At 62.2% G+C, this 23,438-nt stretch carries 18 protein-coding genes and 2 pseudogenes; 12 read left to right on the forward strand and 8 right to left on the reverse strand.

The features are described from left to right. The first annotated feature begins 86 nt into the window (after nt 1–86). The 3 genes and pseudogenes from AC0L3L_RS16020 (at nt 87) to AC0L3L_RS16030 (ending at nt 3,349) form a co-directional block, all read left to right on the forward strand. A pseudogene (locus AC0L3L_RS16020) lies at nt 87–793 on the forward strand (LssY C-terminal domain-containing protein). Nucleotides 794–972: 179 nt separating this feature from the next. Beyond that, nucleotides 973–2,283 carry a hemolysin family protein gene (locus AC0L3L_RS16025; RefSeq protein ID WP_473489038.1) on the forward strand — a complete coding sequence of 437 codons (1,311 nt, stop codon included), beginning with the start codon at nt 973–975 and terminating at the stop codon, nt 2,281–2,283. A gap of 376 nt (nt 2,284–2,659) precedes the next feature. After that, on the forward strand, nt 2,660–3,349 hold the full coding sequence (locus tag AC0L3L_RS16030) for a hypothetical protein (RefSeq protein WP_473489039.1): 690 nt from the start codon (nt 2,660–2,662) through the stop codon (nt 3,347–3,349). A 7-nt stretch (nt 3,350–3,356) separates the two neighbouring features. Here the strand turns inward: AC0L3L_RS16030 and otnC are convergent, their stop codons facing one another. Both otnC and AC0L3L_RS16040 read right to left on the reverse strand, forming a co-directional pair. Beyond that, nucleotides 3,357–4,022, reverse strand: a complete 666-nt coding sequence (otnC, locus tag AC0L3L_RS16035) for a 3-oxo-tetronate 4-phosphate decarboxylase (protein ID WP_123148408.1) — start codon at nt 4,020–4,022, stop codon at nt 3,357–3,359. Continuing rightward, on the reverse strand, nt 4,019–5,035 hold the full coding sequence (locus tag AC0L3L_RS16040) for a LacI family DNA-binding transcriptional regulator (RefSeq protein WP_473489040.1): 1,017 nt from the start codon (nt 5,033–5,035) through the stop codon (nt 4,019–4,021). Before AC0L3L_RS16040 ends, otnC begins: the two co-directional genes overlap by 4 nt. A gap of 214 nt (nt 5,036–5,249) precedes the next feature. Between AC0L3L_RS16040 and AC0L3L_RS16045 the strand changes: the two genes are divergently transcribed. From AC0L3L_RS16045 to AC0L3L_RS16065, 5 genes are all read left to right on the forward strand, one after another. Next, nucleotides 5,250–6,563: an MFS transporter gene (locus AC0L3L_RS16045; RefSeq protein WP_473489041.1), complete on the forward strand. Its 1,314-nt coding sequence runs from the start codon at nt 5,250–5,252 to the stop codon at nt 6,561–6,563. A 30-nt stretch (nt 6,564–6,593) separates the two neighbouring features. Continuing rightward, the gene (ltnD, locus tag AC0L3L_RS16050; protein ID WP_473489042.1) at nt 6,594–7,538 is read left to right on the forward strand and encodes an L-threonate dehydrogenase; all 945 of its coding nucleotides are present in this window, start codon (nt 6,594–6,596) and stop codon (nt 7,536–7,538) included. 19 nt (nt 7,539–7,557) lie between these two features. Beyond that, entirely contained in the window at nt 7,558–8,376 is an 819-nt protein-coding gene (gene otnI / locus AC0L3L_RS16055) for a 2-oxo-tetronate isomerase (RefSeq protein ID WP_473638279.1), read from the forward strand. Continuing rightward, complete coding sequence (gene otnK, locus AC0L3L_RS16060; protein WP_473638280.1) at nt 8,373–9,650, forward strand: 3-oxo-tetronate kinase; 1,278 nt, start codon at nt 8,373–8,375, stop codon at nt 9,648–9,650. The genes otnI and otnK overlap by 4 nt, the downstream gene beginning before the upstream one ends. Before the next feature lie 350 nt (nt 9,651–10,000). Next, nucleotides 10,001–10,747 carry a class I SAM-dependent methyltransferase gene (locus tag AC0L3L_RS16065; protein ID WP_473638281.1) on the forward strand — a complete coding sequence of 249 codons (747 nt, stop codon included), beginning with the start codon at nt 10,001–10,003 and terminating at the stop codon, nt 10,745–10,747. A gap of 240 nt (nt 10,748–10,987) precedes the next feature. On the opposite strand, the gene AC0L3L_RS16070 is transcribed toward AC0L3L_RS16065, so the two are convergent. The 3 genes and pseudogenes from AC0L3L_RS16070 to AC0L3L_RS16080 form a co-directional block, all read right to left on the reverse strand. Then, nucleotides 10,988–16,090, reverse strand: coding sequence for a RecQ family ATP-dependent DNA helicase (locus AC0L3L_RS16070; protein WP_473638282.1), 5,103 nt, complete (start codon nt 16,088–16,090; stop codon nt 10,988–10,990). Nucleotides 16,091–16,815: 725 nt separating this feature from the next. Next, nucleotides 16,816–17,967, reverse strand: coding sequence for a tetratricopeptide repeat protein (locus AC0L3L_RS16075; RefSeq protein ID WP_473638296.1), 1,152 nt, complete (start codon nt 17,965–17,967; stop codon nt 16,816–16,818). 126 nt (nt 17,968–18,093) lie between these two features. Then, nucleotides 18,094–18,342, reverse strand: a pseudogene (locus tag AC0L3L_RS16080) (winged helix-turn-helix domain-containing protein); the annotation flags it as partial. Between the two features lie 183 nt (nt 18,343–18,525). On the opposite strand from AC0L3L_RS16080, the gene AC0L3L_RS16085 reads away from it, so the two are divergent. Then, nucleotides 18,526–18,963, forward strand: coding sequence for a hypothetical protein (locus AC0L3L_RS16085; RefSeq protein WP_473638297.1), 438 nt, complete (start codon nt 18,526–18,528; stop codon nt 18,961–18,963). A 245-nt stretch (nt 18,964–19,208) separates the two neighbouring features. On the opposite strand, the gene AC0L3L_RS16090 is transcribed toward AC0L3L_RS16085, so the two are convergent. Further along, a complete protein-coding gene (locus tag AC0L3L_RS16090; RefSeq protein WP_473638283.1) occupies nt 19,209–20,189 on the reverse strand; it encodes a quinone oxidoreductase family protein in 981 nt (326 codons plus the stop codon). A 97-nt stretch (nt 20,190–20,286) separates the two neighbouring features. Here AC0L3L_RS16090 and AC0L3L_RS16095 point away from each other — a divergent pair, with 97 nt between their 5' ends. Then, a complete protein-coding gene (locus tag AC0L3L_RS16095) occupies nt 20,287–20,709 on the forward strand; it encodes a winged helix-turn-helix transcriptional regulator (RefSeq protein ID WP_473638284.1) in 423 nt (140 codons plus the stop codon). Between the two features lie 63 nt (nt 20,710–20,772). Here the strand turns inward: AC0L3L_RS16095 and AC0L3L_RS16100 are convergent, their stop codons facing one another. Continuing rightward, nucleotides 20,773–21,378, reverse strand: a complete 606-nt coding sequence (locus tag AC0L3L_RS16100) for an NADPH-dependent FMN reductase (protein ID WP_473638285.1) — start codon at nt 21,376–21,378, stop codon at nt 20,773–20,775. Between the two features lie 92 nt (nt 21,379–21,470). Between AC0L3L_RS16100 and AC0L3L_RS16105 the strand changes: the two genes are divergently transcribed. Next, the gene (locus AC0L3L_RS16105) at nt 21,471–21,839 is read left to right on the forward strand and encodes a winged helix-turn-helix transcriptional regulator (protein ID WP_167391288.1); all 369 of its coding nucleotides are present in this window, start codon (nt 21,471–21,473) and stop codon (nt 21,837–21,839) included. Between the two features lie 490 nt (nt 21,840–22,329). On the opposite strand, the gene AC0L3L_RS16110 is transcribed toward AC0L3L_RS16105, so the two are convergent. Then, on the reverse strand, nt 22,330–22,725 hold the full coding sequence (locus AC0L3L_RS16110) for an acyl-CoA thioesterase (RefSeq protein WP_473638286.1): 396 nt from the start codon (nt 22,723–22,725) through the stop codon (nt 22,330–22,332). A gap of 210 nt (nt 22,726–22,935) precedes the next feature. Between AC0L3L_RS16110 and AC0L3L_RS16115 the strand changes: the two genes are divergently transcribed. After that, the gene (locus tag AC0L3L_RS16115; RefSeq protein ID WP_473638292.1) at nt 22,936–23,415 is read left to right on the forward strand and encodes a GNAT family N-acetyltransferase; all 480 of its coding nucleotides are present in this window, start codon (nt 22,936–22,938) and stop codon (nt 23,413–23,415) included. Nucleotides 23,416–23,438: the final 23 nt, after the last annotated feature.

Raw genomic sequence — 23,438 nt, forward strand, 5'->3', positions numbered from 1 at the left:
CGAGCGCATGCCCACTGCCCAAGGTCTGCGCCGCCGCGTAGAATGACGCCACATAGGGTGATGCCGTATCGCCTGGGTGGTGTCTCGTGAGCCGACGAAGCCTTCGACGACGTGCAACGATCTGGCTGGTGGCGTTCTGTGACGGCTATCTCGTGCTCGCCTATTCGCCGCACCGGAATTCTGGACCCTGCGGGACCGCAACTTCCGTACGCAGCGCTTCGAGATGGTGACGCACACGCCGCAAGGTATTGCGGGCGATCCGATCAATGTCGGCCTTGTCGGTACCAAAAAAGAGCTGGTCCACGCCTTCGCCGTCGCCGGGTGGGACACGGCCGACGCCCTCACGCTGAAGACCGCGATCGAGATCGGCAAAAGCGTGCTGTTCGATCGGCCCTATCCCGACGCGCCGGTCAGCCGGTTGTTATTCGAAGGCCGTGCACAGGATCTGGCCTTCGAGAAGCCGGTCGGCGACAGTGCCGACCGGCGTCATCACGTCCGCTTCTGGCAGACCGAGGCGACCGGCGACGACGGCCGGCCGCTCTGGCTGGGTTCGGCAAGCTTCGATCGCGGTGTCGGCCTCAGCCACGACACCGGCGCGATCACCCACCATATCGCTCCCGACATCGACGCCGAGCGCGATTTCCTGATCCGCGACCTGTCTGCCGCAGGCATGCTGATCTCGACCGACGAAATCGCAGGCATCGGCGCGACAAAGACCGGGCGCAATGGCGGTGGCGACCCCTATTTCACCGACGGCAAGGCGGTAGTGGGCGTGCTGCTGCAGTTGCCGTAGGCGCAAGACGTCGTGCACGCCATCTGGCCGGTGACGCGCAGCCTGACGCCAAAGGTCGGCGTCGCGTCGACGCCTTGATCATCATTTTTCGTCGCCGCCATGGGATGCTGCATGAAACCGGCATGAAAAATGATGGCGATCTATTTTCGAAGACCGCGCCGCAATGCTATTGACCCCGCATGCTCTATGCTGAAATCGCCATCGTGGCCGCCCTCATCTGCGTGAACGGCCTTCTGGCAATGTCCGAACTTGCCATCGTCTCGTCACGGCCGGCCCGCCTCAGGGCGATGATCGACCGCGATGTCAAGGGCGCCGGCCGCGCCTTGGCGCTCGGCTCCAATCCCGGCAAATTCCTGTCGTCGGTGCAGATCGGCATCACTCTGGTCGGTGTTTTATCCGGCGCCTTTTCCGGCGCCACGCTCGGCGAGCGGCTGTCCGTGTTCCTGGCATCGGCCGGCGTCCGCGAAAGCCTTGCCGACCCGATCGGCGTCGGCATCGTCGTCGCCCTCATCACCTACTTCTCACTCGTCATCGGCGAACTGGTGCCCAAGCAGATCGCGCTGCGCGATCCCGAACGCGTCGCCGCCAAGGTTGCTCCGGCGATGATCATCCTCGCCACCGTCTCGGCGCCGCTGGTCTTCCTGCTCGACATTTCCGGCCGCGCTATGCTGTGGCTGCTCGGCCAACGCGGTGAAAGCGAGGAGAAGGTCACCGACGAGGAGATCAAGATGCTGGTCGCCGAGGCCGAGCATCACGGCACCATCGAATCCGACGAGCGGCGCATGATCGCCGGCGTCATGCGGCTCGGCGACCGCGCCGTCCGCGCGGTGATGACGCCGCGCACCGAGGTCGACTGGATCAACCTGGAGTCCGACGACACGGCGATCCGCAAACTCCTGATGGAGACCCAGCATTCGCGCCTGCCAGCCGGCGATGGCAGTGTCGACGCCATGATCGGCGTCGTCCAGACCCGCGACGTGCTGGCCGCGATGCTTGGCGGTCGCGCACTCGACCCGCGCCGGCACGTGCGCACCGCTCCCATTGTCCATGACCAGGCCGACGCGCTGGATGTCCTTTCGACACTCAAGGAGTCCAACGTGCCGATGGCGCTGGTCCATGACGAATACGGCCATTTCGAAGGCATCGTCACCCCTGCGGACATATTGGAAGCCATCACCGGCGTCTTCCGGGCGGACCTCGACGCCGGTGATGAGGAAAACGCCGTCAAGCGCGAGGACGGCTCATGGCTGCTCGCCGGCTACATGCAGGCCGACGAGATGGCGGACGTTCTCGGCATCGACCTGCCCGAGAACCGCGACTACGAGACCGTCGCCGGTTACGTGCTGTCGCACATGCACCATCTGCCGACGACCGGCGAATGCGTGGATGCGCAGGGCTGGCGCTTCGAGGTCGTCGACCTCGACGGCCGCCGCATCGACAAGCTCATCGCCACCCGCCTGCCCGGCGGTCACCGCGAAATCGTGCGGTGACAAGCGTGTCGAGGTGAAGAGGCACCACGGAACGGTCCGTTTCGCCTCGATCGAGCGCTGATCTCAACTGAAAGAGCCTGCATCTGGACGTTGCGCGGGCTCTTGGACAACAAGCAGTTCAAGCGGCTTCTGGAGGAGCCGAGAGGGCACTTATGCCCTTCGTGACGGCGGTCGGCGCCATCGTTGGCAACGCGTCACCCCAACGGGAATACCACCTCGACCTCGTAGAAAACGATGAGCCCGGCCAACGCCAATAGGAGAGCAAGCAAGCCTGCGCCGAGTAATGACTCGAACTTGTTTCCGTCGCTGCGCATTGGAACGCCAATGGTTGACAAGTTGCTAATCTTTATGTGACACTTTTGTGACAATTGCAAGGGTGGAAAAGGAAGCCCCGCTTCTGTTCAGCGAATGGAGACCGATACTCGCCCTAGTTACAGTATTATCTCTACTGATTCTTTGTGCAAGTTTCGCACAAGATTTAAGCTTGTACGCTGGACAGGAGCCGGACCTTTCGAGAAAAATATGGCTCCTTGATGTCGATGTGGAACGGAGCGCGTTCACTTGGGTCTCCGTGCTGGTGCTTTTTTTCTGTAGCCGTCTTCTATTTCAGTGCGGAGACGATGCGGCGGGCCGTAGCAGTCGGTTCACCTGGCATTGGTACTTCTTAGGCTTCCTGTTCCTGCTTCTTTCTTTCGATGAATTCACGGGCCTTCATGAGAAGCTATCCGCTGCGTTGGCTGCGAGGTCAACCAATACGGGCCTGCTGTATTTTGCATGGGCAGCGCCGGCAGGCATTCTTAGCTTAGTGGGGCTAGCTGCATTTGTTCCATTCATCCGCTCTTTCCCGACATCGCTCGCCGTGCTGTTGGCGGTTTCGGCGGCGCTGTTTCTTGGCGGAGCGGTCGGGTTTGAAATGGTCGGCGGCAGCGTTGCAGAGGCGGAAGGTATGGAATCCTTGCGCTATCGCATTCTGGCGAACATCGAAGAAGGTCTCGAACTTGCCGGGACATTGACCTTTATCTACGCATTACTCTCATACCGTGAGATAACGTCACGCACGCGCTAAGGCTATGCTAATGGTGGTGCTCGTCTTGCTCCGGCAAGGATATCCCGAAAACCCGCACCAAATCGGCGACCTGTTCCGGCGACAGGTAGCGGGGGTTGAGGCCGCGTAAAAGCAGATAGAGCCTTGCGGTTTCTTCCAGCTCCTCGGTAGCGAATACTGCGGCCTCGAGCGTTTCGCCCGCGACGACGGGACCGTGATTTGCCAGCAGCACTGAGGAGTAGCGTCCGGCAAGGCCCTTGATCGCAGCGACAACCGCCGGGTCGCCTGGCCGATGGTAGGACACCAGCGCGGTTTGTCCGGCGCGCATCAGATAGTAGGGCGTCATCGGCGGCAGCACCGCCTTAGGATCGATTTCCGGCAGCATGGAAAGGGCAACTGCGTGGGTCGAGTGCAGGTGCACGATGGCGCGCGCCTCTGCCCTCGTCTGATAGAGCGCAGTATGCAACGGAATTTCCTTGGTCGGCGCATCGCCAGAGGTCAGCCGGCCTTGCGCATCAAGGCGTGAAATTCGGCCAGGATCCAGGAATCCCAGCGAGGCATTGGTGGGTGTGACCAGCCAGCCGCCATCATCGAGCCGCAGGCTGATATTGCCTGATGATCCCGGCGTCAGCCCGCGCTCGAACAACGAACGTCCGAAGCGGCAGATATCGTCCCTCAGCTTGGTTTCAGTCACGTCGTCGCTCCTTCAATCAGCTCGAACCCGATATCGACCACTGCGGATGGTCCGTCGGAGCAGACGAGCCGTGCTCCGATCTCACCGACGGTCACGCGCGGCGTCAGGATGGTCGAAAGTGGCTGCGGCGCACTCCTGGCTACATCGAGACCGTTGTAGCCGAAGATCGCCAGCCGGTCCGGTATGGTGATGCCGTGGGCGAGACAGTGGAAATAGCCGCCGATCGCCATGTCGTCGTTGGAGAAATAAACCGCATCCAGATCGGGACAACGCTCCAGCAATCGAGCCAGCCCGTCGCGCCCGGCTTCGATCGAGGATGCGGCAGGAATGATTTCTTCTCCGATGACGCTGAGCCCGGCTTCGCCCAGGGCCGCGCGAAATGCTACGAAGCGCTTGGCTGCGCGAAGGTCCAGGCTGAGGTCGTGGCCAACGTAACCGATGCAGCGATAGCCACGCGATATCAAATGCCGAGCGCTCACCCGGCCCGCCTTGCGGTTGGAAAAGCCCACGACGATGTCGATGCCCTCGCCATCGGTATCGAGCAATTCGGCCACTCTGATGCGGGCGTTCCGCAGCATGGCGCCGGTGCGCTCGGTATGCTCGAGCCCCGCTACCATCATCCCGGCTGGACGCCAGCTGAGGAGTGACTCGATGACGCTCTCCTCTCGCTCCGGATCGTAGTCTGTCACTGCGACGACAGGTTGGAAGCCGGCTCCGACCAGTACTGTATTGGCGCCGCGCAGCACATCCGGAAAGACGATATTGCTTAGCGAAGGAATGACAACACCGACGAGCTTGGACCCCATGGAGGCCAGGGTTCCCGCGATCCGATTTGGCACATAACCGAGGCTCCGCGCGGCAGTGAGTACACTCTCGCGTGTCTTGGTTGAGAAGGAACCATGCCCGCGCAACACGCGCGAAGCAGTGCTTTCGCCGACGCCCGCCGCGCGCGCAACGTCGGTGAGGGTTATCATCGCGCCGGTTTGCGTACCGTCTTCTGCTTCGCTCTGCATTCCAGTTTCTCGGCTCGATGCGTCGGTACGACGCTAGTTTCTGACGCTTCTTTTGTCACATTCAGGCGCCGCACTCAACAAACTTTGGCAGCGCTGCCACTTTTCGTTTGGCAGCGCTGCCATTCTCGTATATCGGATTATGCAAGCGCTGCCAAAATCCAGCCAGAGACGCGTGAGGCCTGAGGGACCACCCCTTACACTTGGGAGGAAACAGATGACGATACAGACCTCGACGCTTCCGGCGGAGGCCGGAGCAGAAGACGACATCAAAAGGAAGGCCTACGGCAAGGTCTTCTGGCGCATCGTGCCGTTTCTGATGTTGTGCTATGTCGTTGCGTACCTCGATCGGGTCAATGTCGGCTTTGCCAAGCTGCAGATGTCGACCGACCTTGCCTTCAGTGAAACCGTCTACGGCCTTGGCGCCGGCATCTTCTTCATCGGCTATTTCCTGTTTGAGATCCCGAGCAACGTCATCCTGCACAAAGTAGGGGCACGCGTCTGGATCGCCCGCATAATGATCACCTGGGGCCTGATTTCGGCCGGTTTCATGTTCACTGCATCTGCCCCGATGTTCTACCTGCTGCGCTTCCTGCTCGGTGTCGCCGAGGCTGGTTTCTACCCCGGCATCATCCTCTTCCTCACCTATTGGTATCCCTCGCACCGGCGCGCCAAGATCATCGCGATATTCATGTCCGCGATCCCCATCTCCGGGATTTTCGGCAATCCGCTTTCCGGCTGGATCATGGATTCGTTCCATGGCAGCAACGGCCTTGCCGGCTGGCAGTGGATGTTCCTGATCGAAGCGGTTCCCGCAATCCTGCTTGGCATCGCAGTCTTTTTCTTCCTTGACAACGGCATCCGTCACGCCAAGTGGCTGAGTGAAGCGGAGAAGCAGGCAATCGAGCGAGAGATCGCCCAAGAAGAGCGCGGCAAGGAACGCTCACACTCCGTCGCCGGCATTTTCCGCGATCCCCGGATCTGGCTGATGTGTCTCATCTATTTCTGCTTCGTGATGGGCCAGTACGGATTGACGTTCTGGATGCCCACGCTGGTCAAGGCGACGGGGGTCGCCGGCAACCTCAATATCGGACTGATCAGCGCAATCCCGTTTATCTGCGCTGTGATCGCCATGAACTTTTTTGGCCGCAGCGCCGACAGATATCGCGAGCGCCGCTGGCACCTGGTGGTTCCCGCTCTCTTTGGAGCCATCGGCTTCGTGATCGCAGCCACCTCGCCCGATCCCACCATCGCAATTGCCTTTCTGTCGCTGGCCGCAGCAGGTGCGATCACTTGTGCGCCGCTGTTCTGGTCACTGCCCACAGCGTTCCTCGGCGGAACTGGTGCTGCGGCTGGTATTGCGCTCATCAATTCGGTCGGAAATCTTGCCGGCTTCGTCAGCCCCTATCTCGTTGGCTACCTCAAGGATCTGACCGGCACGACCCAGGTCGGCATGTACGCCCTGGCCGCAATCCTGGTGGTCGGCGCGATCCTGGTGCTGACAGTCCCGCCCAAACTGGTCAACCGCTAGCCGAACCGCCTCATGCAAGGAGTTTCCATTATGACCATGAACGACGAGCAGAAGGATATCCCAGCTGCAGCCACACTGCGGGTCGCGGTTATCGGCCTCGGTTCGATGGGGTTCGGGATGGCGACGTCGCTTCGCCGCGCCGGGTTCGAGGTGACCGGCTTCGACGTCAACGACCAGATGGTGGCGCGCTTTGTCGCCAACGGCGGGCGGGGGGCACAAACCCCCGCCGAGGCCGCCCAAGCCGCGGACGTCGTGGTTTGCGTCGTCGTCAATGCGGCGCAGACCGAAGCGATCCTCTTTGGCGCCGATGGAGTGGCCGAAACCCTGCCAGGCGGCGCGGTGTTCGTCTCCTCAGCCACCATGGATCCTGACGTTGCACGCAATCTGGCCGCCCGGCTGGAAACCACCGGACGGCTCTATCTTGACGCCCCGATCAGTGGTGGATCGGTCCGCGCGGCGGAAGGTGCCCTCACCGTGCTGGCCTCCGGCAGCGCTGCCGCCTTTGCCAAGGCGCGGCCCGCACTCGACGCAATGGCAGCCAAGCTTTATGAGCTTGGAGATGAACCGGGCGTCGGCGCGGCATTCAAGATGATAAACCAGTTGCTCGCCGGTGTGCATATCGCGGCAGCGAGCGAAGCCGTCGCCTTTGCCGCTCGGCAAGGGCTCGATATTCGCAAGGTCTATGAGGTCATCACCGCCTCGGCCGGCAATTCATGGATGTTCGAGAACCGCGTTCCGCACGTGCTCGACGGCGACTATGCCCCTCGCAGCGCCGTCGACATTTTTGTCAAGGATCTCGGTATCGTCCAGGACATGGCGCGCAGCGCCAAGTTCCCCGTGCCGGTGGCTGCCGCAGCGCTGCAGATGTTCCTGATGACCTCGGCGGCCGGGATGGGGCGCGATGACGATGCCTCGGTCGCCCGACTCTACGCACGGATCACGGGCACCGACTTGCCCGGCGAACCGCAAACCTGACCAGGACCGGACCCAGCCAATGCCCCGCTTCGCCGCCAATCTCACCATGATGTTCAACGAATGGCCGTTCCTCGACCGGTTCGCTGCCGCTGCCGATGCCGGCTTCGAAGCGGTCGAGTTCCTTTTCCCTTACGAGCATAGACCCGATGCGATCGCGGAACGCCTCGCAAAGAACGGTCTTTGCCAGGTCCTGTTCAACCTGCCGCCCGGCAACTGGGCTGGCGGCGAGCGTGGGCTGGCCTCCCTCCCGGGACGGTTCGACGAGCTCCGGGTCGGCGTTGAAGCAGCTCTCTCTTACGCAGAGGCGACCGGCGTCAAGCGCCTCCATCTCATGTCGGGCATTGCCTCTCGCGACGACAAGGAAGCTGTCGAGGCCTACCGGAAGGCCATCGTCTGGACGGCCGGGAAACTCGCCGACCGAGGCATCGATCTCTTGATCGAGCCGATCAACGGCCGTGACATGCCGGGTTACTTCCTCAACGACTTCGGCTTCGCTGAAGCTCTCGTCCGCGACCTGGCGCTACCCAATCTCAAGCTGCAATTCGACGTCTACCATCGCCAGATCATGCATGGTGACGTCACCATGGCGCTTCGGCGGCTGATGCCGCTCATTGGTCACATCCAGATTGCCAGCGTGCCATCGCGGCATGAACCGGCGACAGGGGAACTCGATGATCACTTCATTTTCGACGAGCTGGACCGGCTAGGATATGCCGGCTTTGTCGGCTGCGAATACCGGCCGAGGAGCAAGACGCTCGACGGGCTCAGCTGGCTCGCTCCCTATAGCGGCGAGCGCCAGCGCCCAATTTCCGGTGCCAAGCGTGGAGTTCTACCATGACGCTCTCGCTCGGCTGCATCGCGGACGACTACACCGGTGCCTCGGACCTGGCGAACACGCTGGCCAAAGAGGGTCTGCGGACGATCCAGACCATCGGAATTCCCACGGACGACCTGGCTTTGCCCGAAGTCGATGCGATCGTCGTTTCGCTGAAGATCCGGTCGATCGCCGCATCTGAGGCGGTCGAACGTGCCCGTGCCTCTGATCGCTGGCTGCGCGAGCGCGGCGCCGATCATGTCATGTACAAGATCTGTTCCACCTTCGATTCGACCGACAAGGGCAATATCGGCCCGGTACTCGATTCCTTGCGCGCCGATGCCGGTGAAACAACGGTGCTGGTGACGCCGGCCTTTCCGCAGACCGGTCGCACCGTTTATCAGGGCAATCTCTTCGTCGGAGCGGCGCCGCTCAACGAAAGCCCACTGAAGGATCATCCGCTCAACCCCATGCACGATGCCAACCTGGTCCGCGTTCTGGCTCGGCAGAGTGCTGCGGCGGTTGGACTGGTCGATCTCGCAATCGTTGCGCGCGGCGCCGAGGCGATCGTCGAGCGGCTGGCACGGCTTGCCTCCGATGGGAACGGAGCGGCCATCACCGATGCCGTGTTCGAAAGCGACCTCGAAGCAATTGGCGCGGCGGCGCTTCGTCAGCGATTGTCGATCGGAGCCTCCGGTTTGGGATTAGGTCTTGCCCGCGGCCTGATCGCGGCGGGCACCGTACGTCGCCACGAGAGGACTGCTGTTTATGGCAGACCGGTCGCGGGACCAGCGGCTATTCTTGCCGGAAGCTGTTCACAGGCGACTTTGGAACAAATCGCCAAAGCCGAGCAGACGATGCCCGTCCTGCGGCTCGATCCGGAAAAGCTTATGAACGGGCGGGAGGAGGCCCAGCTTGCCATCGATTGGGCGGCCGAGCGGATGGCCCAAACTCCAGTCATCATCGCCAGCAGCTCCAATCCGGATGATGTATCAAGGCTGCAAACCCGCTACGGACGCGACGCGGTCGGCCAGGTCATTGAACGCTCCCTCGCGGCGATTGCCGAAGGCCTGGTGGAACGGGGCGTGCGTCGGCTGATCATAGCGGGCGGAGAGACATCCGGCGCGGTGGTTGACCGGCTTGCAATTCCCGCATTTCAACTCGGGCAGGAGATCGTTGCGGGCGTGCCTGTCTTGCACAGTATCGGAGGTCGCCACGGCGGCATGGTGTTGGCTCTTAAATCTGGAAATTTCGGCGGCGAAAGCTTCTTCGCGGACGCTTTGGCCATCATGGCGTAAGCCGTGGCGGCTCTGGGGCCTCTACCTCACCGCGCGCGCCCATCCCGCGCATCGGGTTCGTTCTCCGACCCCTTTGCGGAACTCGCTCGCCCTCGGTCGAACTCACGCCCATGACCCGAAGCCGTTATCCGCCACACACATGTGTCCGTCCTAAGATCGGTGCAGGTCTGCCGGAACCGTTAGGGGCAAGATACGACCGCCCACCGTGTAGGTCCGGAATGGCGCAACCACATCATCACTGATGGTTAGCGGGATTGGCGTGAAATCTCAGCAAAACGCTGCAAGCAATTCCTTTATTGTCGCCGACTCCAGTGTCAAAGTGCGAGCCGCGTAGCTTGCGGGAGGTCCTCATGAGAAGTCTTCAATCGACGTTGAGACGGATTCAAATCGTGGCCCTTAATCGGACATATGCTGCGACGCTGAGAGGATTGAGCAAGGTTCGTGAACACAGGCATTGCCCCTTGTGTGGGTGGACGGGATTCCAATTTTCTGCCGGTAAACCTGGCCCGTTCTTCCGATTTGACGCTCGATGCCCATCATGCTGGTCCGCGGAGCGTCACAGGCTAGCTTACATCCTTCTGAAGGATTCCCTCCCGGCCAAGATAGATAAAATTCTGCACTTCGCTCCCGAACCAGAGATCCAGAAATGGCTCCAGCGAAGTTGCACTGAGTACCACACTGCCGATCTTATGGATCCGCAAGTTATGCATAAGGTTGACATTCAGGACATGCCGTTTGAGGACAACATCTACGATCTCATCTGGTGCTCGCACGTTCTTGAACACGTCCCCGATGACCGAAGGGCTCTGAGCGAAATCCGCCGAATCCTCGCCCCAAACGGCATCGCCGTGATTCAGGTACCTCTTTGGGGATCTAAAACCATCGAAGGCGACCTCCCAACTTCCGAACGCGTGCGGGTCTATTACCAGGAAGACCACGTTCGCCGTTACGGAAAGGATATTCTGGAGCGGCTGTCTATGGATGGACTTTCTGTCAGCGTCCGCAATGTTCAAGAGCTGGAACTTCAGTTGGTATTGAGGTGCTCACTGAACGACATGGCGAGCAACGATGTTTTCCTTCTCAGGAAGCTCGCCTGACATCGCTCGGCTCTTCCAGCCCGCGGTCATACTCGGCGGCGGAGAATCTCATCTTGGTCCAGTCCCAACGGCAAGCTCCATCAAGGAGTTAAGCTGCTGCCGCTGGTGAGGTCTCGAACTGGCTCAGACAAGAGATTTTGCCGTTTTTCCATGAGCAATGCGCGATATCAACCCATCGTACAATGTTAAGCACCTGGGTGAAGCTGTCCTAGTCGACCCACCGTCCCTGCGGGCAAACCGTCAGCCGAATACAAGCTCCGGCAGAACCGCTTCCCAGACATCTCGGTGAAGGTGCACCCGGAACTCTTCCAGATTATCGGACTTGCGCCAGCGCACGAAGGCGCCGGCCTCGCCGCGCAGGAAGCTGAGGCCTTCGGGAGGCGACCAGCTTCTGGCCATGCGTCCGAGGGCCTGCCCTTGTTTGTCCTGTATCATCCAGAGCGGGCCATCGCGCACGATCTGAATCGGATCTCCTACTTTCGCCGCCGAGATGGCGGCGAGGGAGGGATCGCCCGGCCTGAGACGCCCGGCCCATGACAGGTCCACGGTCTTAAGGTTCGGCACCTGGTACAGCGCGGTCGGAAGAGGGACACCGTCGGCGACAGCCGGCGCGGCTCGGCGCAGCACATGCTCTTTGTCCTGCTGGACGAACGGGTGCTGACCTTGAGCAATGATCGCGAGGCTGCGCCGCGCCCGGGTCATTGCGACATAGAAGAGGCGGCGCGGCGCATCAGGGTCCTCGCCTTGGGAAGGCTTGTCCCAACCGCCATTCAGGATGACGACATCCTCGAATTCCAGGCCTTTCGATCGATGCGCCGTCAGCAGCAGCAGCGCGCGCTGATCGCTGCGGGCATCATTGGCCCACTCAGCGAACCACTCGACAAGGTCCGGCACGGGCATGGTCTTGTTCGCAAGCTCCTTTGCAAGCGCGGCGATGCCTTCGGCGATCAGATCCGTCCAGCGGTTGGACGGTATCGCGTTCAGCATATCCACCAGATCACGGACGGCCAGCAGACGCGTATTATCGCTGCGCAGTGTGTCGATGAACTGCTGCATCTCGCGCAGGCGCCAGATGCTGGGCAGGCTCTCGTTTGCCATCTCCACTGGGATGCCAAGCGTTTCGGCATAGGCCCGCACCGAAGCCAGCCGCCGCCAGTCGCGCGCGATGATCGCGGCGCGCGACCAGCTCCACTCCGGATCAAGGCGCGAAAGCCGGACGAGTTCATCCATCGCGGCCATGGCCTGCGCCACGTCACCGGCCCGGCAGTCCAGCACATGCACTCGCCCTTGCGCAACCGGATCAAGCGCCGCCATGTCTCCGCCGGGCGGCGCTACGCTGCGCTTGCGATCTATGGCAATGTCGTGTCCCGCTTTCATGCGGTCAGCGGCGGGCGCAATGACTGCGTTGGCCGCCGCAATGATATGTCCGGTCGAACGGTAATTCTCGACCAGGAATTGCGGTCGTGCACGATAGTCGGTCTCGAACTGCCGGATGAAGCGGATGGACGCACCGGCGAAGGCGTAGATGTTCTGATCGTCATCGCCCACCGCAAAAAGGCTGAGCCGAAGCTCCGGATCGTCCAGGGAGCGGCCCGCAACGGCGGAGATCAGCGCGTATTCCTCAGGGCCGATGTCCTGATACTCGTCCACCAGAATCCAGCGATAACCCTGGATCAGGGTGTCGCGTTGTGCCTCCGCCTCGGGCTTGCTGAGCCCTTCACCGTTCAACTGGCGCACGGCCTCCATGACGATCCCGTCGAAGTCGTGCGTCGTCTCGTTCGCACTTCCGGCAAAGCTCGCCCCCACCAGCCGCATGGCGAGGGCGTGGCATGTGGATATGGTCACCGTATTCGCGTCATCGCCGATCAGGTGGCGGAGCCGGATGCGTATCTCGGCGGCGGCATGACGGTTGTAAGTCAGCACGAGGATGCCGCGCGGATCCTCGCGACGGACCCGGATGAGATAGGCGATGCGGTGCACCAGAACGCGCGTCTTACCCGAACCCGGTCCCGCCAGGACCAGGACGCTGGTCTGTTCGCGGTCGTCGGCGACGATCTCTTGCTGAACTGGGTTCTTCAGTGCCTCAACGATCGCATTCCAGGAGGTGCCGGTGGTTTGACGCCGGATCTCGCCGCCCTTGCCGGGCATCCAGCGGCGCAGGAAGGCGTCGCGATCGAGCACGAAGTAGTCCTCGGACAGCCGCAGCGCCTGATCCATCGCGACAAGGCCCTTTTCGGCATAGGCCGCCATCACATGGGTCTGGATCGTCTGCTCGGCGTAGTGTTCCTCGAGGGGTACAAAATCCTTCGCGGTGAACTGGCCGCCCGAAGGGTTCAGATGGACCGTCATCGCCGGCCGAAAGATCGTCAGCCCCTTGCCTAGCGTCACCACCTCCTGCTCGTGCAGCCACAGAAGTGCGCGGTCCATCAGCTTGGTCATGTCCTGAATGCCGCCGCCGCGCAGCAGGGCGTCTCCGGTCAGGGTGGCGAGCAGATCGCCCATCGTAGTTTCGACCTGGATGTCCTTGCCGCGGCTGCCATTCGGCAGCTTGCCCAGAAGATGCCCCAGCAACAGTTCGGCGCCCTGCTGCCGCAGGCTTGCCGTCTGTTCCAGTGCCTGCCAGGTCCGTTGCAACGTCACCAGCAATGTATTGCGCGAAGCCTTGCGCAGCCGCAGATTGCCCTTGCCACCATCCTGATCGCGCCCGTCACGGCCCATGCTGCGCAGCAGCTTTTCCACGATGTCTGGTCGCACTGCGCTGTGCCCCTGATTGCGGAGCGCCTGAGAGGTTTCGGCCAGATGCAGGGGAGTGCCTCCGGCACCTTCGGCATCGGGGGCGGCCTCGCGCATCAGGGTGATCAGCGCGGTTTCAAGCCGTGCGGCCTGCGCCAGCCGCTGCTGCGAATGCCCCTCGACGGCGACATGGACAAACACCGTGACCACGACGTCGTTGCGGGCGATCCCGAGCGCCTCGAGATCCGCCATCGCCTTGTTCAGCATACCGGCTGTCAATCCGCTGATCCCGGCCAGCTCATCGGTGGAAATGCCCTGATCGGGAGGCGCGTTCATCAGGTGGCGGGTAATATCCAGAAGCTGCTTGCGACGGGTGCCGGTGATCACGGCCTTGGCCAGGATCGCCTCGACTTCTTCCAGGTTGCGGATTCTAAGGGATGAGGGGAAGACCTGAACTCGGTTTTCGTCGCGGCTCAGGAGCGTGGCCTCTTCCAGCCAGGACACAGCGGTTTTCACTCTCGTGTCGTCGGTGGCGCTGTCGCGCTCGAACTCCTGATCGCGTTCGGCTCGCACAACTTCACCTGGGGTGGCGACCACGGTGCCGGTCTTCTTCGTCCGGTCGTCCAGCCGCCGCAGGGCCTTGAGGATGGCACCGATTTCGTGCCGGGCCAGGCGCGAGCGCGCCGAAAGCGAGAACTGGCGCTCGACATCCTCGACGGCGAACAGAAGGACGCAATTGGCATGCGCGCGATCGCGGCCCGCTCGCCCGGCTTCCTGCAGGTAATTCTCCAATGATCCGGGAATATCGCCATGCACCACCAGCCGGATGTCGGGCTTGTCGATCCCCATGCCGAAAGCGTTGGTCGCGGCGATGATGCGCAGTTCGCCGATGCGGAAGCGTTCCTGAATGTCGCGCTTTTCCTCGGGCGTCAGACCGGCGTGGAATCGTTCCGCCAACAGACCCTGCTGTTTGAGGAAATCGGCGACGCGTTGCGTCTCGCTGCGGGTGGCACAGTAGACCACCGCACCCGAAGCGTCGTCCTGTGGCAGCTTGGCCTCGATCACGTCGAGGATATCGGCCAGCTTGGTGCCGGGCTGCGTCGGCCGGACCTCGAAGCTGAGATTGGTGCGCACCGCGCCGCCGTCCAGCAGCATCAGTTCGCGCTCTAAACGTGATTGGAAATGGTCGCGGATGTCGCGCACCACTTCGGGCTTGGCGGTGGCGGTCAGACAAAGCACCGGGGCAGCAGCTTCATCCCCTACGGATTCCTTGATGAAGCGGCTGATATAGCGGTAGTCGGGCCGAAAATCGTGGCCCCATTTCGACACGCAATGCGCCTCGTCCAGCACCCAGAGTCCGATTTCACGCTGTGCCAGAACCGAGCGGACCGAGTTGCTGCGCAATTGCTCGGGCGAGATCAGCAGCATTGCCGCCTCGCCCATACGCACACGGTCCAGCGCATCCTGCCGCTCGGGCATCGACAGCATTCCGTTGACGGTTACGGCCGAGGAAATGCCCGCCCGCGCCATGCCCTGCACCTGATCGGCCATCAGCGCGACCAGCGGAGAGATCACTACTGTCAGCGCCCCAGTCTTGTCGAATTTCGACAGGGCGGGAATTTGGTAGCATACCGATTTGCCGGTGCCGGTCGGCAGAATCCCGAGGACGCTCGCCCCGCGCATCGCCTCATCGACGATTCGCTCCTGCAGGGGGCGGCCCATATCGTCCACCGGCTCCGCGCGGAAGGCATTGAACCCGAACCAGCGCGACAGCGCGCGGACCGGGTCGTTTTTGTCGCTGCACCAGGCGCAATCCGGGCTATCGCAATTGGTATCGCGCAGGTGCCGCACGATCAGTGCAGCCTCGCGGAATTGCGCCCGCACCCAGGGCGGCATGACGGAATCCCCGCCCGCGACCAGGATCCAGGACAAAGCATAGGCCATGGGCCATCCGAGTTGCGGGTTCGAAAGGCGGCTCAGCGTCTGCTCGACCCGCCTCTCGCAGGCACGCCCCGCCAGCAGCCGGGAAATCGCTTCTCTCGCCGCAAGAGGACCCGGTGCAGGAGCTCCCCGAACCTCCTGGAACGCTGCGTCGAACCCACCTGGGTTTTCCATTCTCGTCGTAAGGAAATGAAAGGCTGCTACGGCATCGGGCTGGTCGGCATTCTGCTGCGTCAAAGCCGCCAGTTGATTGCGCAGCACCTGAAACACCAGTCGCGCATCCATTTCCGGATCGTTGACGTGGCCCGCTTGCAGGCGCCCGTCATGGTAGTGCTTGACTAGGTGGTGGTAGGGATTGCGCGGAAATGCGAGCGGATTGAGCCATAGGGTGTCGATCGGCGATCGAAAAATATTCGCGAGTGCAGGCCGCAATGCGACCAGATGAGGCAAGTCATGTCGAATGATGTTGTGGCCGAGCAGATGCTCGGCCGCGGCTGACTCTGCTCCCAGACGGTCAAGAGCCGCATCGAGATCGCGTTTCTTTGCGAGGATTGAGGGACGAGCGTCATCACGCACCGCCGCAAAAGCGAAGATGGTAGCGGTTGCAGGATCCACTTCCAGATCGACCGAAACGCAACGCTGCAAAAAGGGTTGGAAAGGCTCAGTCATATTGCAACGCTGTACTCACGGGATGAAACGGTTAGCGATCATGGTCGCGCTCGACGAAAGGTCAACGTTCAACTTGAGCCACAAAGACGTTGCCCGACAGCCACGTATCCAGCTCAGTTCAATAACGCGACCCGTAACTGCGCAGGTTATCGACTAATCCTGATTGTGCCTCACAGAGGGTAATGTGCGCAGCGGCAACCATCCGAGAAGCAATATCTGCCAAATGCCGCAATCTGGGGGCTATAGCACACGGTGCTTTGATGCCTAGAGGTGCCGCGAAGGGTTGAGGAGGCTGAAGGTTTCGATTTGAAATTGCTCGCTGCGACTGATGAGAAAGTCGCGCCAACTCGCTGCCCGAGGATCCAGTGCCAGCCCAAGCGCGCCATAGTTCCGACAGTGGCAGCTTTTTGGCAACGACGGCAGAGCGACTACTGACCGAGTTGAGGCACATTGCTGCCGGCAGCCTTGGGGCCGTGAGCGGACTGGCAGCTCCGAGGTTCGGATCGGCGGAAGCGGACAACGGGTCGGCGAGAGGTCGTCATCGGCTGATCCTGAGCGACGGTCCAGGGATAGGCGCGCCCATGCCGGGCGATGCGAAGGTAGACACGTCTTCGATTTTGAGGAACGCACCGCCGAGAATGTGCCTGAGAGAGGAGGCTGGGAGGGGACCGGCGGCTTGTGACAGCGCAGCACCTGACGCGCGGTTCGGTCCGCGCCAGCTGGCCTCATTCGGGAAGCCCTGCCGTTCGCAAGGCCGCTGCCAGCGCGTCCATCAAGTACGGCCGAAACAGGTTAGTTCGCACGTAGCCGCCGACCGAGAAATTCGGCGCCACCTCGATCAGTCGTCGTGCCGCAGAGTGCGCTTCTTCGACATTGCCAAGGCCGACGTGGCTGGCCGCCAGATAGGCGTACGGGATGCTGAAGCCCGGATTGGCCCGAACCGCCAGAGCGGCGTATCTGGCCGCGTCGGCGAAGGTGCCGGCAAAGAGGTGAGTCAGGGCGAGGGCGCAGTAGGGATGGTAGCTCAGCGGATCGTCGATCGGGCTCAGCCGCAGCGCCTTGTGCGCATGTTCCACCGCCCGCTGGTGTCGCTCGCTGTGGGCACTGACCAAAGCGCTGAAGCCAAAGGCCAAGGCCGAATTGTGGTTCAATGCGAGGGCCCGGTCGAGCACCTCGAGGGCGGCGTCGTACTCCCGGGTGAGGTTGGCGCGGACGAACGCGCCGATGCTCATCGCCTGCGGGTCGTCGCTGTTGATGCCTAACGCAATGTCGGCGTGGTTGAGTGCGGCCGTCTTGTCTGCGGGATCCAACCCGTTGCGGAGATAGCGCTGCTCGTAACACCATGCGGCATAGCCATGCGCAGCGACATAGTCTGGCTGAAGCTCGATCGAGCGCGCCAGCAGTTGCAGGGCCTTGTCCGTCTCGACGGGCGTGTTCGCATGCGCGTGCGGCAGGGCCCGAAGGTAGAGATCGTACGCATCCAGACTTTCGGGCCGCTTGCGGCGCGCGCGCTCGATCTCCGCACGGCGGACACTCGGTTCGATCGAGCCCACGATCTGCTCGGTCAACCGATCCTGGAGATCGAACACGTCCGTTGCCGCGCCCTCGAACCTGTCGGCCCAGACATGAGTGGCCGATGCGCCGTCGACAAGCTGGGCATTGATCCTCAGTCTCCCCCCGGACTGCCGCAAGCTGCCCTGCAGCAGGTAGCGAACGCGGAGTTCGGCGGCGATGGTGCGCGCATCGGTTTCCCTGCCCCTGAAGCCGAAGGAGGAATTGCGTGCGATGACGAACAGGCCCGGGATCTTCGAGAGGTTGGTAATGATGTCCTCGACCAGGCCATCGGCGAAGTAGTCATGGGGCTCGTCGCCGCTCATGGTGGCGAACGGCAGCACTGCGATCGAAGGGCCGCCGAGCGCACTCTCGTCGCCACGCTCCAGCGACAGGCGGTAGCCCCGCCGCGAGACGGTGGCCAGGACCGCATGCCGTTCGTCGCCGAGCGCTCGCCGGATCTCGTGGATGCATTGAACGAGACTGTCGTCGGTAACGGCGGCGCCTCCCCAGACGGCTTCAAGCAGCTCGGCCTTGCTGACCAGCCTGTTCGCGTTCTGGACGAGGTGGCGAAGGACCGCAAAGGCCTGCGGCCTGAGGGCGATTGCGTCGCCGTTGCCAAGACGGAGCGTCTCGCCTTCAAGGTCGACGACAACCTTGTCGTTGAGGACAAGGGTGGCAGTTGCTGGCGAACTGAGCATGACGATCCTCACGTGTGACGGATCCCGTCGCCGAGCATACACCAGGTCTTCGCCGACGGCTCTCCATTCTTTCAGGGCTCTGGCCGGCGCAATTTCGGCAAACCATCGGAACTCGCTCGTTACTCGGACGAGGCGTGGTGCGATGGTCGCAACGAAGCACGACCGCGCAGGAGGGGAAAAACGATGTCTGCCACCGATCTTGTCCGGTCGCTCCGCGATCGCTGCGTGACGCTCCTGGTAGCCGCCATTTGCGGTTCGGTGCTCCCCGGCTCGACCGCGGCGGGTGAGCAGACACACCAGCTTCGTGGACTGTTCTGTAACACGGAGGGGCAGCTCGACGAGGCGCTCAGCCATATGAGCCGGAACGTAGCGCCGGGCGCGGCCGCCGAACTGACCAACGACGAGGAAATCGTCTGCACCTACGTGGATCTGCTGCACTACATCGTCGAACGACCGCGGATCATCGGGGAAATCCCGGCCGAGTTTTCCCTGGTCAAATACGAGGGTGAACTCGTCGGCGTGATCGTAGGAGGTCGCGTCCGTCCGGTATCGCCGCCAGCTCGTGTCTTCTTCATCCTCCGCGACCGCCTTCCGGACGCCGTGACCGAGCAGCGCGTCTGAGCACCTGTGTCAGGCATCAGCCGGATTTGAAACGGATCGCGAAGGAGCCTTGCGATTTGCCGCCGCATGACGCCCTAGCGCACGGTCGACAGGTAGCGGCCCGGGCGGCGCAATCCATGACCTCCTGCGTGATCCCGGCAACGTCTGCTTTGAGGATGTTGCGAAGTCGATCTCTATGGCCGACATGAGGCGCAAAGCGGACGGGTTCCACGATTGGCCTGTGCGCAGTTAATCGACCACACCACTCAAGGTATCAGCACGACCTTGCCGGTCGACCGGCGCTCCTCCAGCGAGCGATGCGCTTCGTTGGCCTGGTCGAGCGGGTAGCGGCCGCCTTGTGTCACGGCAAGCTGGCCGCCGGCGGCCAGTTGGAAAAGCTCCGACAGGCTGGCCCTGAGGCCGTCGGCGGAGAGCAGCGGAAGCAGGGCAAAACCTCGCAGGGACTGGTTCCGGGTGATCATCGCTTCCAGTTCCGCAGCGCCGATCGCGTATCTGCCCAGCGCCGCAAAGACCAGCTCGCCGCCGGGCGCGAGAACCTCCAGCGATGCCGCCGTCATCGCGCCGCCGACAATGTCATAGATGATATCGACGCCGGCGCCGCCAGCCGCCTCCCGCACACGCATGGGCCAATCCGACGTGCTGTAGTCGACCGCGGCATCGGCGCCAAGCGACAGGGCAAGATCGAGCTTGGCCCTGCTGCCGGCGACCGCGATCACGAGGCTGGCTCTTTGGCGCTTGGCGAGTTGGACCAGCAGGGACCCGACACCGCCTGCAGCTGCAGTGACCAGCACCAACTTGCCGGCGGGCGGGCTTTGCCGCAGCAGATGAAAGGCCGTCAGCCCCTGCACCATCAAGGCCGTCGCGTCTTCGAATGAGAGTGTATCCGGCAGAGGAACGGCCAGCTTTGCGTCGATCGTCACATACTCGGCACATCCGCCGAAGGGACGCTTCGAAGCGAACAACGGCGCCGCGACGCGTGTCCCGGCCAGCGAAGCGTCCACGCCTTGGCCAAGCGCCTCCACTGTGCCGGCAGCCTCGACGCCGAGAACCATCGGTAATTGCGGCGTCACCGCGTAGCGGTCCCCGCGCATCAGCACTTCGAAAAAATTCACGCCGGCCGCATGAACGCGGATCAGCACCTCGCCTGCTTGCGGCAGCGGCTTCGGCATCTCGACAACATCCAGGACGTCGGGACCGCCGAAACGGTTCAGTTGAATGGCTCTCATGGCACGCACCCATCGCTATGGCATCGGCTGCTGTTTGCCACTATCTGCCTGATCGCGACTACACACTCATTTGTCCCCTGCTGACCAGGAGGTGACCATGGCCAAGCCGACCAAAAGGGGGCCGACCAAGAGGCTGCCAACCAAAAGACTGCCCATGCTGCCGGCGGAACGCGCGCTGAAGGTGATTTCGGGCCGATGGAAGGCCGTCATTCTCTATCATCTCTTCGACGGGCCCCGGCGGCTGTCGGTGCTGAAGACGCTGGTGCCTGATATCACGCAGAAAGTGCTGATCCAGCAGCTTCGCGAAATGGAAGAACACGGCCTTATCAGACGCGAGATCTTTGCCGAAATTCCCTCACGCGTCGAATATTCGGCGACGCGCCTCGGTCTCAGTCTCGAGCCTATCCTTCTGGCGCTCTGTGAATGGGGCCAGCATCATGCGGATGAGCTGAACGAGTTGGACCGCCTTGCCGACTGCATCATCAGGCCTCGGCAGGCGCGCCAGCCAGCCATCGCCTGAATCAAGAAGGGGCGACGCAAGCGCCGCCCCGGAATCCTTGGGAGGATTGTTCTGGTCTGCGGCTCAGGCCGCCTTGACTTCTTCGGCCACCGCGTCGGCTTGACGCGCCGCCTTCAGCACTTTGGCCCACCATGCAACGTCGTTGACCAATGCAGTCGCCGCCTGGTTCAGGTGCTCGAGCTCCTCGAGCTTCTTTTCACCTTGCCGGACGGCAAGGAAATCGCCCCAGGCAATATGGACTGCCGACTTGACCGGCGCCATCTGCAGCTCGACGGCATGCAGCCTGAGCTGCTCGACGGCACGCGCGCCACCGACGCTGCCATAGCCGACGAAGCCAGCCGGTTTCTTGTTCCATTCATTGGCGGCGTAGTCGATCGCGTTCTTCAGCACGGCGGTCGGGCCATGGTTGTATTCGGCGGCGGTGAAGATGAAGCCATCGAACTCGGCGACCTTCTTCTGCCAGCGCTGCGCCACCTCATTTTGCGACGGCGCCCAGGCGGACGATGCGACCTCGTCGAAAAACGGCAGCGGGAAGTCGCGCAGATCGACCACTTCCACGTCGATGTCGGCATGCGACCTGGCGATCTTGGCGATCCACTGGGTCGGAACGTCGGCAAATCGTGCGGCGCGGGTCGAACCGACGACAATGGCGATTTTGGGTTTGGACATAGAGGGGCTCTCCTTTAGGCAAATTTCTGGTATCGTTTAGATACCTGAGCTATATGAGTGACTGCACCCACGAGGCGCAAGGAGGCACCTTTTTGTTACCAAGGCACCCGCACCGCACCGAGGACTGCCGCGCCATCTCGGAAATCCTGCAGCGCGTCGGCGACAAATGGACCGTACTCGTCGTCGGCAAGCTCGGTGACGGGCCGCTGCGCTTCAACGAATTGCGCAGCGCCGTCGGCGGCATTTCGCAGAAGATGCTGACCACCACATTGCGCGGGCTTGAGCGCGACGGCTTCGTCACCCGCACCGTGTTCCCGACCATTCCGCCGCGCGTCGACTACGAACTGACCGACCTTGGTTACGAGCTTCTTGTGCCGGTCGGCGCGCTCGGCGACTGGGCGCGCAAGAACACCGAGCGGGTCAAGGCCGCGCGGGCGAGGTTCGATGGGCTTCATGCCTGAAACTCTTGCGCTGCAAGGGTTTGCGCACGGCGCGTAGCGTAGTTCTACGGCTGCATCTGCTGCCGGCCCGCAGACGGCTTTCGGTCCGGTTAGATTTCGGGCCCGATCGCCACCTTGCCGTCGATGGCGCAGGCCGCCCCTTCGCCGCAATTGCTCACGCTCATCGCGCCGGTTTCTTACGTCGTCGTAACGCAGATTTCGCACCTCGTCACTTGCCGCTTGAGGGTGTGGTTTTCGGCGGCGCAACTGGCTTCGGCCTCGTCTCGTTTGACCTCGGTTTTGCCATCAGGCAAAACAAGGCGGCAAGCGCGCCTGCCAATGCGCCGTTCAGCAATCGTTGACGCATTGTTTTTCCCATGTCCTGCCGGACATGGTCACGAAAATGTGCGAAGGCGAATATGAAAAGCGTCATAGCATCGCTGTTCACGTCTCATTGCGAGAGGCTGGCAGCGCGTTGCCGTTCGACTTTAAGCTGACTGCATCCAGCCGGTCAGCTTTCCGCCGGAACGGCCTTCGGCTTGCCTTCGCTGTCCAGCGCCACCATGACGAAGTCGGCGTGGGTGACCTTTTCCATCAGGTCGGAGAGGTAGCGCTGTGCCCATGCCTCGACCTTGAGCGTCATCGAGGTGCGGCCGACGCGCTCGACATGCGTATAGATGCACAGCGTGTCGCCGATCTTCATCGCCTTGGCGAACGACATTTCCTTCACCGCCGCCGTCACCACGCGGCCCTTGGCGCGCTCGGCGGCGCGGATGCCACAGGCAAGGTCCATCTGTGCCATCACCCAGCCGCCAAAAATGTCGCCCGCTGCATTGGCGTCCGAAGGCATGGCCAGCGTCCTGAGCGTCAGATCGCCAATCGGCCGGCCGTCCGCGTGATGCACCATGCGCCAAATCCCCTCGATATCGATCTTCTCCCGATCCCGTATCGGGATGGCACCGATGCGTCAACGCGCACAGCCAGGTGCTAAACTGCGCACGGTGAGTTGAGAAAGGCAGCTGACATGAAACTTACCTCGCGCCCTCTGACGCCAGATCTATGGGCCGCGCTCGAGGACCTGTTCAGGGAGAGCGCCGTCTGCAGTCGCTGTTGGTGTATGTACGGGCGGATCGGCAGTTCTTATCGAAAGCGACCAGGCGAGGAAAACAAGGCTGCGTTCCGGCAAGCCGTCGAGCATGGTCCGCCTCCAGGCGTACTTGCTTTCGACGGCGGTACTGCTGTCGGCTGGTGCCAGGTGACGCCCCGAAATGCCGTGCCCTGGCTCGATCGGCTGTGGCAGTTGAAGCGAGTGGATGACGCGCCGGTCTGGTCCTTGTCCTGCCTCTACGTGCGAAAAAAATACCGCCGGCAAGGCATCACATCTCACCTGATCGCAGCGGCGCTGGAAGCTGCAAGGCGCGCAAACGCCCCCGCGCTTGAAGCCTATCCTTTTGATGCCGACGTTTCGCCGAGCGCTTCCGGCAGTGGATACGCCTCCACCTTCGCTCGCGCCGGGTTCAGGGTCGTCGCTCGCGGGGTGCCAGCCCGCCCGATCATGCGTTATGATTTCAAGCAAAATTCTGATGATGGCGTATGATGCTTGGACCGCTTGCCCACGAG

It is taken from the genome of Mesorhizobium sp. WSM4849 (assembly GCF_055811385.1).